The 15,034-nt window shown below is 69.8% G+C and carries 9 protein-coding genes; 5 read left to right on the top strand and 4 right to left on the bottom strand.

What is annotated here, in order from left to right; genetic code table 11:
• Positions 1–112: 112 nt before the first annotated feature.
• The gene (locus tag MARPU_RS09245; RefSeq protein WP_198015466.1) at positions 113–2,080 is read left to right on the top strand and encodes a transglycosylase SLT domain-containing protein; all 1,968 of its coding nucleotides are present in this window, start codon (positions 113–115) and stop codon (positions 2,078–2,080) included.
• Positions 2,081–2,420: 340 nt separating this feature from the next.
• Here the strand turns inward: MARPU_RS09245 and MARPU_RS09240 are convergent, their stop codons facing one another.
• Positions 2,421–7,106: an AAA domain-containing protein gene (locus MARPU_RS09240; RefSeq protein WP_005224798.1), complete on the bottom strand. Its 4,686-nt coding sequence runs from the start codon at positions 7,104–7,106 to the stop codon at positions 2,421–2,423.
• A 397-nt stretch (positions 7,107–7,503) separates the two neighbouring features.
• On the opposite strand from MARPU_RS09240, the gene MARPU_RS09235 reads away from it, so the two are divergent.
• The gene (locus tag MARPU_RS09235; protein WP_005224799.1) at positions 7,504–8,049 is read left to right on the top strand and encodes a hypothetical protein; all 546 of its coding nucleotides are present in this window, start codon (positions 7,504–7,506) and stop codon (positions 8,047–8,049) included.
• Positions 8,050–8,056: 7 nt separating this feature from the next.
• Here MARPU_RS09235 and MARPU_RS09230 read toward each other — a convergent pair whose 3' ends face one another.
• Complete coding sequence (locus MARPU_RS09230; protein ID WP_005224800.1) at positions 8,057–8,857, bottom strand: sulfite exporter TauE/SafE family protein; 801 nt, start codon at positions 8,855–8,857, stop codon at positions 8,057–8,059.
• A gap of 58 nt (positions 8,858–8,915) precedes the next feature.
• The gene (locus MARPU_RS09225) at positions 8,916–10,073 is read right to left on the bottom strand and encodes a class I SAM-dependent methyltransferase (protein ID WP_005224801.1); all 1,158 of its coding nucleotides are present in this window, start codon (positions 10,071–10,073) and stop codon (positions 8,916–8,918) included.
• 151 nt (positions 10,074–10,224) lie between these two features.
• Between MARPU_RS09225 and MARPU_RS09220 the strand changes: the two genes are divergently transcribed.
• From MARPU_RS09220 to MARPU_RS09205, 3 genes are all read left to right on the top strand, one after another.
• On the top strand, positions 10,225–10,725 hold the full coding sequence (locus MARPU_RS09220) for a DUF2452 domain-containing protein (protein ID WP_005224802.1): 501 nt from the start codon (positions 10,225–10,227) through the stop codon (positions 10,723–10,725).
• 34 nt (positions 10,726–10,759) lie between these two features.
• On the top strand, positions 10,760–11,407 hold the full coding sequence (locus MARPU_RS09215; RefSeq protein WP_005224803.1) for an SOUL family heme-binding protein: 648 nt from the start codon (positions 10,760–10,762) through the stop codon (positions 11,405–11,407).
• Positions 11,408–11,611: 204 nt separating this feature from the next.
• Positions 11,612–13,741 (top strand): methyl-accepting chemotaxis protein, encoded by a 2,130-nt coding sequence (locus MARPU_RS09205; RefSeq protein ID WP_232229455.1) that lies wholly within the window; start codon positions 11,612–11,614, stop codon positions 13,739–13,741.
• Here MARPU_RS09205 and MARPU_RS09200 read toward each other — a convergent pair.
• On the bottom strand, positions 13,719–14,957 hold the full coding sequence (locus tag MARPU_RS09200; RefSeq protein ID WP_005224805.1) for an NnrS family protein: 1,239 nt from the start codon (positions 14,955–14,957) through the stop codon (positions 13,719–13,721). The genes MARPU_RS09205 and MARPU_RS09200 overlap by 23 nt on opposite strands.
• Positions 14,958–15,034 lie beyond the last annotated feature (77 nt).

Raw genomic sequence — 15,034 nt, 5'->3', positions numbered from 1 at the left:
CCGTGCGAATCGATCGTGATGCGCGACCGCATCCCCTGTTCCATTATCGTCCCTCTCGGCGAGAGGGCAACGCCCGCGCCGTCGCGCCCTCCCGGATGCGCGGGTGAGCGTGGTGGCGCCGTTTGCCCGTCGCTGGCGTCGTCGTCGCTGGCCTCGTCGTCTCTGGCGCGCGCCCTTGCTGGTGCTGATGCTGGCGGTAGGCGCGGCGCAGGCGCGTGGTCTCGACGCGCTCCAGGCGCGCGCCGACTTTCTCGCCGCCGAGCGCGCGCTCGTGCAGGGCGATGGCGAGAGCTTCGCCCGGCTCGAGCGCGCATTGCGCGACTATCCGCTCCACCCCTATCTGCGCTTCGCCCAGCTCACCGCCGACCTCGACAACACGCCGGACGCGGCCATCGAGCGCTTCCTCGCCGCCGAGCCCGAGAGCCAGCTCGCCTGGCGGCTGCGCCGCGCCTATCTCCAACGCCTCGCCGCGGCCGGGCGCTGGGCCGATTACCGCAGGCTCTATCGGCCCGAGGAGGATGTCGAGCGGCGCTGTCTCTATCTGCGCGCGCTGCTCGAGACCGGCGCACGCGCTCGCGCGCTCGCCGAGATCGAGCCGCTGTGGCGCAGCGGGCGTTCTCAGCCGGATGCCTGCGACCCGGTGTTCGACGCCTGGCGCGCCGCCGGGGGACTGACCCCGGAGCGGGTGTGGGCGCGCATCCGGCTCGCGCTCGCCGCCGGCCAGGAGGGGCTCGCGCGTCATCTCGGCGCCGACTTGCCGGCGTCCGAGCGCCCCTGGCTCACACGCTGGCTGGCGCTGCGCGCGGCCCCCGAGCGGCTGCCTGACACCGGCGCCGCGCTGCCCCCGCAGCCGCTGCGCGCGGTGATCCTCGCCGACGTGCTGACGCGCCTGGCCGCGCGCGATGCCGAGCGCGCGCGTACTGCCTTCGCGCGGTGGCGCGCGGCGCTCGACCTCGACGCCGAGGCCGCCGACCGGGTCCGCGCCGCGCTCGGCGAGGCGCTGGTGGAGCGCGGCGCTGTCGCCCGCGGGTTCGCCCTGTGGGACGGGCTGCGCGCCCTGCCCGAGACGCGCGATGCGCAGGAGCGACGGCTGCGCGCGGCGCTCGAGCGGGGCGAGTGGGCCTGGGTGGCGCGCTGGGTCGAGCGCATGCCCGAGGGCGAGGTCAAGACCGATCGCTGGCTCTACTGGCAGGCCCGCGCCGAGGCCGAGCTGGGGCACCCGGAGACGGCGCGGGCGCTGTTTGCGCGCGCCGCGCACGCGCGCAGCCTGTGGGGCTTCATGGCCGCCGACCGGCTCGATCTGCCCTATCGCATGCACCATCGGGTGACCCCGGCCGAGCCCGCGCGCATCGCCCGCATCATCGCGCTGGCGCCGGTGCGGCGGATGCGCGAACTCGACGCCCTCGGGCGCGACACCGAGATGCGCCGCGAGTGGCGCGCGCTGACCCGCGACCTCGACCGCGCCGACCTGCTCGCCGCGGCCTATGTCGCCGACGTCTTCGGCTGGCACGACCAGGCGATCCGCACCCTGGCGCGCACCGACTACTGGGACGATCTGGCGCTGCGCTTCCCGCTCGTCCATCGCACCGAGGTCGAGGCCGCCGCGCACGCCCAGGGGCTCGCCCCGGCGTGGGTGTTCGCGGTGATCCGCCAGGAGAGCGTGTTCGCGCGCACGCTCGCCTCGCACGCCGGCGCCGTCGGGTTGATGCAGCTGTTGCCGAGCACCGCGCGCGACATGGCCGAAGCGCTCGGCGCGCCGCTCGACTCACGCTGGGCGCTGCTCGATCCGGGACGCAACATCGACCTCGGCAGCGCCTATCTGGCGCGGCTGCAGACGCGCTTCGACCACGTCGCCCTGGCCACCGCCGCCTACAACGCCGGTCCCGCACGGGTCGCGCGGTGGCGCCCGGCGCGCGCGCTCGCCACCGACCGCTGGATCGCCACCATCCCCTTCGTCGAGACCCGCGGCTATGTCGAGCGGGTGCTCACCTACCGCGCCATCTACGCCGCCCGACTCGATAGCGCCCACCCCCGGGTCCGCGACTGGCTGGCACCCCAGGTCGCGCCGGCGGAGGAATGAGGCGGGCCGCCAGCCGCCAGTGGGGTCGGTGCACTGACGACGGCAGAGGCCGATGTCTTGCGGCGACGGCGGGGGAAGAGCGCCCACTGATGGCTGGTCGCTTTTCCCCTTCGCGTCTTGCGGTTCGAGGCAGCTTCCAGCGGGCGACATCCAGCCGTCAGCCGCCAGTGGGAAGGGGCGGCGCACTGACGACGGCAGCGGCCGATGTCTTGCGGCGACGGCGGGGGAGAAGAGCGCCCACTGGACGCTGGTGGCTGATGGCGGGTCGCTTTTCCTCTTCGTTCGATGCCTCGCTGCCCTGTCGGTTGGGTTGCCGTTCTCGGCCGTCCGGCAGCGGCGGTTACGGGACGGCTGTTTCGATCTCGTCGGCGCGGTCGTTGCGATCAGTGGTCATGACGGAGGGCTGGAGCGGGGGTGTCTCGTCGTCACGGTCGATCGTGACCTTGCCGGTGGAGATGTCGAGGACACGGAACTCGGTGAATCGGCCCTCCGCGGCCTCGGCGCCGATGGGTTCGATGTCCATGCGGGTCATGGTCTCGACCAGGTCGTTCCACCAGTAGTCCTGGTCGGCGAGCCACTGGCTGCCGAACACCCGCCAAAAGGTCCAGCCGGCGCGTTCCAGGGCCGCTTGGCGGGACATGTCCTCATGCCATTTCTCTGGTCCGTGCCAGACATCGCCGTCGAGTTCGATTGCCAGTCTGCGGTCCTCGGCGCCCTCGACCACCAGGTCGATGCTGAAGGGACCGGCCTTGACCTGGGAGCGCACCCGATAGCTGGCGTCGAGCAGGCGCTGGCAGACCGCTCGCTCGAAGCCGGATTGGCAGCGTTCGAGGACGCCCTTGCCGAGCAGCGCGCGCCCTTCTGGCATGGGGTCGGCGAAGTGTTCGAGGATGTCGAGTTTCAGATCGCCCGGGCGCAGGTCTTGGGGCGTGACCGAGTGTACGAGATAGAGCCGGTCGCGGGCACGACTGAGCGCGACATTGAAGCGCTGGGCATAGGTCTGAGCGCTTTGCGCTCGTGCCGTCTCCGGGGTGGCGACCATCGACAGGAAGACGATGCCGCGCTCTTGTCCCTGCATCGTGCGGCTGTCGCCGCAGACTATTCGCATCCGCTCCATGACCTCGGTACCGATGCGGCGGTCCTCGATCAGCATGCGCTCGATCAACTCGGCCTGTTCGCGGCCGATCAGGGAGATGACGGCGATGTCGCGTCGGGCGTGTCGAGGATCGCGCGCCAGGGTGGCGATCTCGTCGACGATGAAGCGTGCCTCGGCCTCGTTGAGCTTGCCACGTCGCTCGGCACCCTGGATGTGGACATCCACCAATGGTGGGTCGAGACGCTCGGAGGGTTTGGGTACCCGGATCGGGATCAGGCGCCCGCCGTAGAAGCGGGTCGAGAACTGGATGATCGGCTCGACACAGCGGAAGTGCTCGCGCAACATCAGATGGTTCTTCGGGTACATCTGCATCGCGATGTCGAAGATCGAGGTGTTCTCGTCGATCACGTCGCGGTTGGGGAGATAGGCTAGGTGCTCGGCGCGCAGCGCGTCGATCTTGTGCTGGGCGGTGCCGACCGTCGATGGGCTGACCTGTTGTTCGTCACCGACGATCAGCAGCTTCTTGCCGCGGGCCAGCGCGCTGAGCGCGGTGATGTCCGATTGCGAGGCCTCATCGAGGATCACCAGATCGAAGTCGGCGAGCGTGGCCGGCAATTGCTCGGCGACCTTGTGCTCGGGCATGACCCAGACCGGTGCGGCGGGGGCCGCCTCGAGCGCGGCCTTGCGGATCGCCTTGCGCCAGCGGACCGCGTTCTTGCCGGTCCCCTTGCCGAGACGGCGATTGGCCGTGGTGAAGGTGGTCAGCGCGGTCTGGACCGAGCTGGTCATGCGACGCTTGAGCCCGAGCAGGGTGCGTTCACGGATGAGCTGCTCAAATACGTGTTCGCGTCGCTGCCGCAGCCTGACCTTCTTCTCGCGCAGGGTGTCGCCGTTACCGAGCGCGGTGACGTGGGCGACATGTGCCTTCATCCGCGCCCAGTCCCAGGCACGTCTCCAGTTCTCCGGCAGGATGCGATCGACCGCCCGTGGTGCGCGGATGCAGGCTTCGGCCCAGCGTGGTGCGCCAGCCTCGCGGAGTGCCTCCAGGTGGCGGCCGACCTCGGCGAGCAAGGCTTGCCGCTCGGCGAGCCGCTGTAGTTCGAAGGTGAGATCACGACGCGCGGTGAGGATATCGGCTTCATTGGTCGTCGGTGTGCCGAGGGCGCGCCGCAGCGCGTCGATCTGGGTATGGATCGGCTGATCGCCCTGTGCGGCGATTTCCTCGAGTCGTTCGATCACTGCCGAGGGATGGTCGTCATTGGCGATGTTGCCGCGTAGTGCGCGCAGGATCGGCTTGAGCGTCAATGTCGACAGACAGTGATCGACGTCGAGCCCGTAGGGGAACAGCCGGTGCAGGGTGGCGGCGGTACCGAGCGCCTGATCGGCCGCGTTGCTCAGCGCTTCGAGCTGGTCGTCGGCCTCATGGATCACGGTCATGAGTTCCACGGCGTCCTCGGGCAGTGGTGGCAGGTGCCCCTTGGCCGTCTGGGGACTCCAGCGCCCGTCGATCTCGGCGCGCAGCGTCTGGATCTCCAGGGTGTCCTGGACGCGCCGCCAGTCCTCAGGCGTGGCCGGTGTATCGTCGTCGATGCGGATGTCCGCGAGGGCCTTGGCGAGATCGCGGTTGAAGAGTGCCGAGAAGGTCGAGAGCGGTTTCTGCCCGACGCTGGCACGCGTCACCGCCTCGATCAATTGCGACTGGTCGCGGGCGGTGTCGTGGCCGCTGAGATGGCCAGGGTTGCGCGTGCCGAGTAGATCGATACTCATTGCCACCGTTGCCCGCGGATCGGGCTCCGGGAGTTCGGCAACGCGCGCCTGGACGATCGCCAGGATGGCGCGTTGTGCCCACCGAGGGGCCGTGGCGACCGCCTTGTCGAAGGCAGACAGTCGCTCGTAGACGGCCTTGGCGTGCAACTCGGCCGCGGCGTTGTCACGCGCCATCTGCGGCACGTCCGAGAGGTCTTCGTGTGCCCGTTGACGGCGCTTGAACTCTTGGCGATGGGCCTCGAGTAACTCCACGGTGCTGGGCAGGACCTCTGCGCTGGGCGGCTCGGCGTCGAGATAGACGAGATCGTCGCCGACGCGGGGCAGGCTCTGGCGTAGCGCCGTGATGGTCGTGTCGAGCGTGGTCGGCGGTTCGTGGGTGGGGCGGTCGGTCATCCAGCCATACTGGTCGGTGAGCGCGTCGATGAGTTCGGCCATTTCCATGGCGGTGTGTTCGGTGCCGTCCCAGATCATGGGCGCCAGGTTCTGGGTGGCGATCTGCGCCAGTCGGTGGTCGCATTCGCGCATGGACCGGTCGAGTTCGACGACCTCTGCCTCGAGTCGACCGATTTCGGCGCGGGTGTTTCGTGCATTGAGCGTGACCACGTCATTCGACAGGCGTTGGATCGCCTCCTCGAGCTGCTTGGCGCCCTCGCGGTCGGAGCTGACCGAGGCGATGACCAGGTTGGCGAGGTCGCCGGGGAGCTTCTCGCGCACTGCGGCCAGGGCCTCGGGGGTCCGGGCGGTCACCAGGACGCGCTGTCCGGTCGCCATGTAGTGCGAGATGATGTTGGCGATCGAGTGCGTCTTGCCGGTGCCGGGCGGGCCGGTGACGGTGACGACGTCTTCGTTCTCCAGGCGGTCGATGATCTGGGCCTGCTCGTCGTTGTATGCCAGCGGGAAGAAGTAGACCTTGGTCTCGGCGTTGCTGGCGGCGAGATTGGTCGACTCGGTCGTGCTTGGTGCCGAGGGCTCGAAGCGCGCGCGAGGGGCGGCGGCGTTGAGTACCGTGCGCGTCAGCCCCCAGTCTTCGCCGTCGTCCTCGGCGACTTCAGGCTTGGGTGCCACGAAGCCACGTACGCTCGCGGGCAGGGCCTCGTCGGAGGCCTTGCCCTCGACCCCGGCGCGCAGCCGTTCGAGGTCCTGCTCGCGCAGATCTTCCGAGCGTGGCCGACCATAGATGGCCCAGGTCGAATAGATGTGCAGGGTCTCGCCGGGGGGACTGAGTTCGGCGCCGTTGCGCAGCGCTTCCAGGGTGATGTGTCGGGCCTTGGACGAGAGACGTGTCGCGGCGGCGTCGAGTAACCCTTCCCAGGCCACGGCATCATACGGCGTGATCTCCAGGTCGGCGCTGTCGGTGACCATGGAAAAGCGCCCCTGTAGATCGCGCTGTGTCTCCGGCGCGCCTTCGATGTCGGCTTCGAGGAAGGGCCGGAGGGTCAGCGAGGGACGGACCTGTCGCGGTTTGATGGCCAGTGCGCCGCCTGGTTGGACTTCGAGGTCGACGAGTTGCTCGATCAGGGGCATGTCGATCTGAGTCTGGTCGCGTGACCAGCGCGCTAGCCCGATGCCCCAGACGAGTTCCGGTGGCGCACCGGTGGACCCGACATGCATCATGTTATGCAGCTTGAACAGGCTGTTGTAGAGTTTGATGGATTTGCGTACGCGGCGCTCCTCATGCGCCCATGTCTCCCAGGGTCCCGAGCGCCAGGCCTCCAGCGCGGTCTTGATCTCGGTGAGCTTCTCGAGGCGCAGCGTGACCTTGGTGTCTGTCCCGCCCTCGACCAGGGAGTGCGCGTCCTCGTGCTCGAGCAGGTCGAGTTCGCACAGCTCTGAGACCTCCTCGATGGTGATGTCGCGAACCAGGGCCGGTTTGAACCGCGGTGGTTGTGCAGGGTCGTCGAAGTCACCGTCGATCCATTCGGCCAGCGCCGGCGCTGGTCTCGGTGGCGCTGTTTCACGAAGGCGGTGCAGGATCAGCCAATTCTCGTCGTCGGGGCGTAACGAGAGACCGGGAAGATCGCGTAACTCCGATTCCGGGAAGCAGCCAAGGCCGGTATCGCGCATCCGCATCAGGACCCGACCACGGGCGGCTAGGACACCCTGAGCGAAACGGAAGAGACCGGAAAGTTTTTCGCGGTCGGTGACGGCCTCACTTGCGTTCATCGTATTTCCTTGTGCTTCTGTCGAGATCCACGGCGCCGATATTTGCCGCCGACGGTGCGGTCGGGGGGATACGGGTTATCGTGTCGTGATAGGGTTCCAGGCGAGAGATCGGTGATCGCGGGACGTCGGCTATCCGGGGATAGTGGGGAAGGGTTGGGCTCAGACCCCGCCATGACCAATTCAACGCGTCGATCATAACGCGTCACCATCCGCTCTGGAGCAGTCACCTTGCACCGCCGTTCGAGATCGCTTCCGGTCACCCGCCCCCGGCGCGAAGCGGCGGCTGAGAGCCGCCGACCGGGCGGAGGGGCGAGATGTCGCGTGGCCATCTCGTCGGCTGGCGACCGTCTGCTACACTAGCGCGCCTTCCGTGGTCACCGTAGACGCCCCCTGTTCCATGTCCAAGTTGTCCGTCCGTCGCTCCCCGCTGGTCCTCGCGCCGTTGTGGCTGTCGTTGGCCGTCGCACCGCTGGCGCTGGCCTCGGGGGGTATCTCGCGCGAGGCGATGGCCGATGCCATGGCGCAGATGATGGAGGCGATGGGGCTGTTCGCGCCGCAGCGCGGCGGCTGGTCGGGGCAGGCCGGGGTGGCGGGCTGGCCCTCGGCCTTCGATGGGTTGGGGATGCCCGGCGCCGGAGGCATGGAGCGGTTGGCGCGCTCGCTCGGGGAGGCGGCCGGGGTGACCTCGCTCGACGGCGACTGGGAGGGCAACGACGGCAGCCTGTTGATCGTGCAGGGCGGTTTCTACCGGCTCTACTCGGCCCACGGCGGCTATATCGACGGCGAGCTGCGCCTCGCCGAGCGCTGGCTGGAGCTGACCAACCCGCGTGCCGAGTTCGACCACCGCTTCGAGTTCGCGCTCGACCGCGGCCGCCTGGCGCTGCGTGACGCCAGCGGCCAGATCTTTCTCTATCGCCGCCTGGTGCTCGACGTCGGTCGTTGAGTCTGTCTCAGCCGCCGAGCGCCAGACGCGTGGCGATCAGCAGCAGCAGCGCGCCGAACAGCCGCTTGAGCAGCGCCACCGGCAGGGTGTGGGCGAGCCGCGCGCCGAGCGGGGCGCTGGGGATGCTCGCCAGCAGGATGGCGAGCACCGCCGGCCAGTAGACGAAGCCGGTGCTGCCGACCGGCAGGCCCTCGCGGCCCCAGCCCACCACCACGAACCCGATCATCCCGGCGAGGGCGATCGGCAGCCCGCAGGCGGCCGAGGTGCCGACGGCCTGGCGCATCTCCACCCCGTGGGCGCCGAGAAAGGGCACGGTGAGGGTGCCGCCGCCGATCCCGACCAGCGCCGAGAGCCCACCGATGCCGCCGCCGGCGCCGAGCATGCCGCGCCAGCCCGGTAGCGGACGAGCGCCCACCGCTGCGTGCGCGCGCAGCACCATGCGCAGCCCCATCACCGCGAGGAAGACGGCGAACAGTCGGCGCAGCCAGACCTCGGGCAACAGCCCGGCGAGGGTCGCGCCGATCCAGGCGCCGAGCACGATCCCCGGGGCCAGGCGCGCGACCAGTTCCCAGCGTACGCCGCCGCGCCTGTGGTGGGCGAGCGTGGAGGCGATCCCGGTGCCGATGATGGTCGCCAGCGAGGTGCCGACGGCCAGGTGCGCGAGCCAGGGACCGCCGAGGTCGAACAGCGGGAAGAGCAGCATCAGCGCGGGGACGATGACCGCTCCGCCGCCGACCCCGAAGAGCCCGGCGAGCAGGCCGGAGCAGAGACCGAGGGCGATCAGCGCGATGATTTCGACGAGCGGCATGGTACGGGTCCTGTGACGGCGACAAAGTCGCCATCATAGCGTGCACCGTCCACGCGGGTCAGAGTCGATCGCCGAGGTCGCGCTCGCCGAAGCCGCGCCACGGACCGTCGAGTCCGCGCGTCAGCCCGATCACCTTGAAGCGCTCGCCCATGGCGTCGGGCAGCAATAACTGCTTGGCCTGTTGGGTGAGATCGAGCGGGTCGGGGGCGGCGGCGAGCAGGGCGTCGATGCCGCAACCGATGAGAAAATGCGCCTGGGTGGTGAACCCGGCGAGCGTGAACCCGGCGCGTGTTCCGGCCTCGGCCACGGCGCTGAAGTCGACATGGGCGGTGATGTCCTGCAGCCCGGGGTGGCGGTAGGGGTCGTCATGGGCGCGATGGCGGTGGTGACACATCAGCGTGCCCATGTCGCGCTCGGGGTGATAGTAGGTCGGGCGCGGATAACCGTAGTCGACGAGCAGCACCAGGGCGCGCTCGAGCGCGCCGGCGAGCGCCGCGAACCAGGGACCGAGCCGGAGGTTGACCTCGGAGCCGTAGCCAGGCGCGCGCGCCAGCCCCGCCGCCTGGAGTTGCTCCACCGCCTCGGCCAGCCCCGGCGAGCGCGCTGCGGCCTGGACCTCGCGGAACTGACCGTCCTCGCCGGTGACGAAGACCTCGAGCACCTCGCCCGCGGCGCCGATGACGAAGCGGTGCACCGGCATGGCATCGAGCACCTCGTTGCCGAGTACCACCCCGTTGAACCCCTCGGGCAGCCGCTCGAGCCAGTGGCAGCGCGCGGCCAGCGGCGCGGGCAGGGCGGCGAGGCGCTCGCGCTGGGCGGCCTGCAGGTCGGGGCTGGGCTCGAGGATGAGATAACGCTCGGGCAGCCGGTCGAGCGCGGCGAGCCGTGTGATGACCTGGCTGGCGAGCGCGCCGCTGCCGGCGCCGAACTCCAGCACGTCGCCGCCACCGAGCCGCGCCAGCGCCTCGGCGCACTGCACGGCGAGACACTGGCCGAACAGCGGCGAGTACTCGGGCGCGGTGATGAAGTCGCCGCCGGGGCCGAACTTGGGTGCGCCGGCGACATAGTAGCCGAGCCCCGGGGCGTAGAGCGCCAGTTCCATGAAGCGGTCGAAGGGCAGCAGGGCATCGGCGCTGGCGGCGATCTCCTCGCCGATGCGCGCGCTGAGTGCGGTGCTGATGCGGTGGGCGTGGCGGGTGTCTTCTTGGGCGTGCATGATTGGGCCGGCTCGAAGCGATGGGGCTGGATTGGTGGGTAGAATACCCGGCATCGACCCTCGATGTGCACCACCGGGCCTCGGATGTGGCTGGAGTTCTCGCCCGCCAGCGCCATCTGTTGCCGGTGAGATCAGTGATTCAGGAGATTGCATGAGCGATGACCACAAGCCGGTGCCCTATACCGGAGACGAGCGCAGTGCCCCCTATCCGGTCAGCCGACTGGCTCCGGCCTTCGATACCCGCGAGCTCACCGCCGAGGTCGAGCGGGCCGAGGCGATGCTCGGTGCCCGCACCGGCGCCAAGCTGCGCGTCATTGCCGATCAGATCAAGCTGCTCCAGCAGGAGGCGCGCAAGGTGCTGGCCGACGCCCAGGTCGAGCAGGCGCTCAATCAGGCCCAGTGCGCCTTCAAGCGTATCCCCGGCAAGACCTACCATCTCTATCGCCGCGCCGATGGCCGCACCTTCTTCTCGATGCTCTCGCCGGAGGACTGGGGCGGCGCGGTGCCGCATGCGTTTGTCGGCTCCTACCGGCTCGAGACCGACTACTCCTGGACCCCGGCCGAGCAGATCGGCGCGGCCGACGACACCGGCGAGATGGTCAGCCAGTTGTTGCGCATCGGCGGGTTGAGTCCCGAGTCCGGCGAGCGTTGAATCCCCCCTGTTTCCGACCCCGGAGGTCTGATCAATGAAGTCCGTGCTGATCCTGATCGGCGCCCTGGCCGTACTCGGCGTGGCCGCCATGGCGGTATTCGTGTTCGTGGTGCAGAACGTCGAGACCCCGGATTACCGGGTGCTCGAGCGCGATGCGGCGATCGAGATCCGCGACTACCCGGCGCTGATCGTCGCCGAGGTGCGCCGCGAGGGCGACCGGCGCGCGGCGCTGAGCGCGGGTTTCGGGCCGCTGGCCGGCTATATCTTCGCCAAGGAGCGCGGCGGCGAGTCGGTGTCGATGACCGCCCCGGTGACTCAGACGCGCGCCGATGAGCCGATTGCGATGACGGTGCCGGTCACCCAGACCCCGACCGATGCGGCAGGACAGTGGGCGGTGCGCTTCATCATGCCGGCGCGTTACGACCTCGACGGCCTGCCGGCACCGGCGGGTGAGACGGTGCGGCTGCGCGCGCTGGAACCGCGGCGCGTGGCCGCGATCCGCTTCTCCGGGCGCGCCACCGATGCGTTGATCGCCGAGCAGGAGTCGAGGCTGCGCGCCTGGCTCGAGACGCGCGGCCTCGCCGTCGCCGGCGCGCCGACCTATGCCTACTACAACGATCCGCTCACCCCGGGCTTCCTGCGTCGCAACGAGGTCATGCTGGAGCTGGCCGCGACCGACTAGGCCCGACTGACCTCACCCGCGCTGTCCGTGCGGCGCCGTCCGCACGGACCGGTGCGCGATGCTTTAGCTTTTCGTGTCCTTTTTCGTGTGCTTCGCTGCGCCATCCAGGCGCGGGGCAGAGACCATCGTCCTGCCATCGATTTCCCGTTGGTCAATGATCGGGAGGACGAAGGTCAGTCGTCCGTCGCCGTCCGTCACGACCTTGTGACCGCGAGCATCCGTACACAGATAGGTCTGACCGAGTTGCGTGCCAGACCTCCTCCCGCCGGTGATGAATTGGCCGCCGTTTCCGGTCCCCGGGGTCACTGGTGTGGCGCGCGCGCCTGCCTCATCAGTCAAGGGATGAATCGCTCCATGTTCAAGCATCTGAGCCTGAAGGTCGCGCTCGCCGCCATCCTCGCCGTCGCGCTGTTGTCGCTGCTGTCGCTCTCCGGGCTGGTGATCTCGCGCCAGTTCGATCAGGCGGCACAGGCCCGGCACAACCGTCATCTCGTCGACGTCGCCTATGCGGTGGAGTCGGTCGCCCACGACCTCGCCGTCGAGCGTGGGCTCTCGGCCGGTTACATCGGCTCGGGTGCCCCCGCGCTGCGCGAGAAGATCGTCGCCCAACGTGCGCGTGTCGACGCCGCGATCGCGCGGGTGGACGCCTTGGCCGATCGCGAGGGGCTCGGGTACGGCGATCTGGTCGATGGCCTGCGGCGGCTGGTGACGCTCGCCGCCGGGCGCGAGCGGATCCGCGCGCAGGTCGATGCGCGCAATGGCCCCGAGGCCTTCGATTTCTACTCCAAGCTCAACGCCAACGCCCTCGATCTCTTCGTCAAGTGCATCGGTCACGTTGGCGATGACCTGGCACGGCGCCAGCTGTTGATGTCGTGGCATCTGGCGTGGGTCAAGGAGAAGCTCGGTCAGATCCGCGGCAAGGTCAATGGCGTGCTCTCGACGGGGCGGATCTCACCCGCCACCCAGCAGGCGCTGAGGTTCTATTTCGCCGATCTGCAGCGCGCGCTCGGCCAGTTCGGCGGCGAGACCGATCCCGAACTGCAGGTCCGGTTCCGCGCCATGACCCGCTCGGATACCGCGCAGATGATGGATCGGGTGCTCAACCGGCTGCTCGAGGAACCGGACGTGCTCCAGGGCGACTACCCGCTGCCGGCCGACTGGTTCGCCGCGACGACCGGCTACATCGGCGAGGTCAAGGCGCTGATGGACACGGTCAGGGCAGGCATCGTTGCCGAGATGGAGGCGCGTCAGGCTCGGGCGCGGACGACGGTGATCGTCTCCTCCGTCCTCTTTGCCGTGCTGCTGGCGCTGGTCATGCTGATCTCCGTGGCGGTGGCGCGCAAGCTCACCCGCAAGATCGATCGTGTCAGACAGGCACTCGATCGCATCACCTCGACCGGCGACCTGTCGTCGCGCCTGGAGGATGACTCGCGCGACGAGCTGGGGGTGATCCTGCGCGCGGTCGATCGCATGATCGCCAACCTCCGCGAGGTGCTCGAGCAGCTGATCGTCAGCGACCGCTCGACCAGTGCGAGCATCCACAAGGTCGAGAGCGTCACCGATCAGGTGGTGGCTCAGGTGGCCAGTGCCGATGGCGCGGTGCATGGGATCTCGGGGGTGACGCAGTCGCTCAACGAGACCTCCGGGCGGATCACCGAGGCCGCCGAGGGGGTGCTCGACAGCACGATGCGGTTCGCCGAGCTGTCGCGGGAGGCGCGGGAGATGACCCAGGGCACCCAGGGCTCGATCGAGGCGCTGGCGGAGATGAACGAACGCGCCTTCGGCTCGACGGCGAGTCTCAACGACAAGAGCCACTCGATCGCGCAGATCCTCGACAGCGTCAACGCCATCTCCGAGCAGACCAATCTGCTCGCGCTCAACGCCGCGATCGAGGCCGCCCGCGCCGGTGAGAGCGGGCGCGGCTTCGCGGTGGTCGCCGACGAGGTGCGGCAGCTGGCGATCCGTACCCAGACCGCGACCGGCGAGATCAGCGAGGTTCTCGCCGCGATCAGGACCGAGGCCGAGTCCCTGCAGCAGGTCATGGAGGATATCCGCGATACCAGCCGACACACCTCCGAGCGCAGCGCGCGCTCGCTTGGCAACATCGACAACCTCCATGCCCAGATCGAAGACATCCGCCAACAGATCGAGCTGGTTGCCGAGGCCGCGCAGCGTCAGCACGCCGCCGCCGAGGAGATCGCCGTCGAGGTCGCGACGGTCAAGAGCGAGTCGGGCGAGATCGCCAGCGCCATGGCCGATCTGCGCTCGCTGATCGCCGACCTGGAGTCCTCCCACGGCGCGGTGACGCGGATCATGCAGAAGTTCCGGGTGTGAGGGGCGCGGCGCGCGCTCCAGCGGACGGCTGTCTCGGCGGCTCGGCCCGTGCGCCGTCGCGACAGCTCATGAGGCCATCGGCCCGCGGTCTGACCAGCATCGGCGCGTGGACCCACAGAAAGAGCGCGAAGGCGCCGATCCAGCACGCACCGCCGACGACCAGCCAAAGCCTGTAGCCCTCCGGCAGAACCACCGGCCCCAGCCCGCGCGCCAGCGCCGCGAGGTTGATCAGCGCGAAGGCGACGAGCGTCGCCGGCCCGGCGCGCATCGGACGGGCGCTGTGCCCGAGTGTGACCCGCGCCATCATCCCCAGCGTCACCACCCCGATCGCGCCGATGGTCAGCGCGTGCAGCGCGCCGCGCGGGGCGAGCACACCGAGCGCCGAGAGCCCGTCGAGCATCAGCCCCAGCGCCAGCCACAGCAGCCCGACATAGAGCACTGCGAGCAGCGGCGTGCGCCAGAGGCGTTGGTCGTGCCAGCCGGCGAGCCGCACCAGCAGCGCGCCGCCGAGGGCGATGGCCAGGGCACCGGCGAGCACGCCGAGCGGTGCGATCAGGTCGGTCAGCGCCAGGGCGAGGCCGAGCGCCGGGAGCGCGCGCTCGAGCGCGGGCCAGGTGCGCGCTCGCGCCCCGGCGAGCCCGCGCTCGATGAAGAAGGGCATCACCCGCGCGGAGATCAGTACCAGCAGGACCACCCCCAGATCGAGCATCAGCCGGTGACCGCGCGTCTCGCCCCCGGCGAGCCAGCCCAGCGCGCCGAGGTGCGCCATGGCCCCGGCCAGGGTCATCGCTGCGAGCAGGGCCACGAAGGCGCGGTTGGCGCGATTGGGCCCGTGCCACAGCGCGCCGCGCAGCGCCACGGCGAGCGCCGGCAGGAAGGCCAGATCGAGCGCGGCGGCGAGCAGCGGCGGTCCGTCCAGCCAGGGCGCGACCCGTCCGGCGAGCCAGAGCGCGAGCAGCGCGGCGAGCGCGGCCCCGGTGGGGGTGGCGACCCCGGTCCAGTTGTGCGCGGCGGTGAGCAGGAAGCCGGCCATCACCGCGGCGAAATAGCCGAAGAGCATCTCGTGGGCGTGCCAGCCGACCCCGCCGAGGTGGTGCGGCCAGGGCCAGTACCCGTGGAGCATCGCCAGCCAGAGCGCGATGTCGACGATCGCCGCGACGGTGGCGGCGAGGAAGAAGGGGCGAAAGCCCTGTCCGAGGACGGCGGGTGTGGGCATGGGGGATCTCGATCGCTGGATGAGCCGCCGCGCGGCGGCGGTTGTCGGCCGGGCGCGGCGCGGGGCCGCGGGCAGCG

It is taken from the genome of Marichromatium purpuratum 984 (genome assembly GCF_000224005.2).
Taxonomy (GTDB): domain Bacteria; phylum Pseudomonadota; class Gammaproteobacteria; order Chromatiales; family Chromatiaceae; genus Marichromatium; species Marichromatium purpuratum.
The sequence above is the reverse complement of the archived record's forward strand: the minus strand, read 5'-3'. Positions and strand labels throughout refer to the sequence as shown.

What these genes read in the sequence shown, in the direction of transcription:
- MARPU_RS09225 (WP_005224801.1), bottom strand. Translation starts at nt 10,073, where the DNA reads ATGCACGCCCAAGAAGACACCCGCCACGCCCACCGCATCAGCACCGCA.
- MARPU_RS09220 (WP_005224802.1), top strand. Translation starts at nt 10,225, where the DNA reads ATGAGCGATGACCACAAGCCGGTGCCCTATACCGGAGACGAGCGCAGT.
- MARPU_RS09235 (WP_005224799.1), top strand. Translation starts at nt 7,504, where the DNA reads ATGTCCAAGTTGTCCGTCCGTCGCTCCCCGCTGGTCCTCGCGCCGTTG.
- MARPU_RS09230 (WP_005224800.1), bottom strand. Translation starts at nt 8,857, where the DNA reads ATGCCGCTCGTCGAAATCATCGCGCTGATCGCCCTCGGTCTCTGCTCC.
- MARPU_RS09215 (WP_005224803.1), top strand. Translation starts at nt 10,760, where the DNA reads ATGAAGTCCGTGCTGATCCTGATCGGCGCCCTGGCCGTACTCGGCGTG.
- MARPU_RS09200 (WP_005224805.1), bottom strand. Translation starts at nt 14,957, where the DNA reads ATGCCCACACCCGCCGTCCTCGGACAGGGCTTTCGCCCCTTCTTCCTC.
- MARPU_RS09240 (WP_005224798.1), bottom strand. Translation starts at nt 7,106, where the DNA reads ATGAACGCAAGTGAGGCCGTCACCGACCGCGAAAAACTTTCCGGTCTC.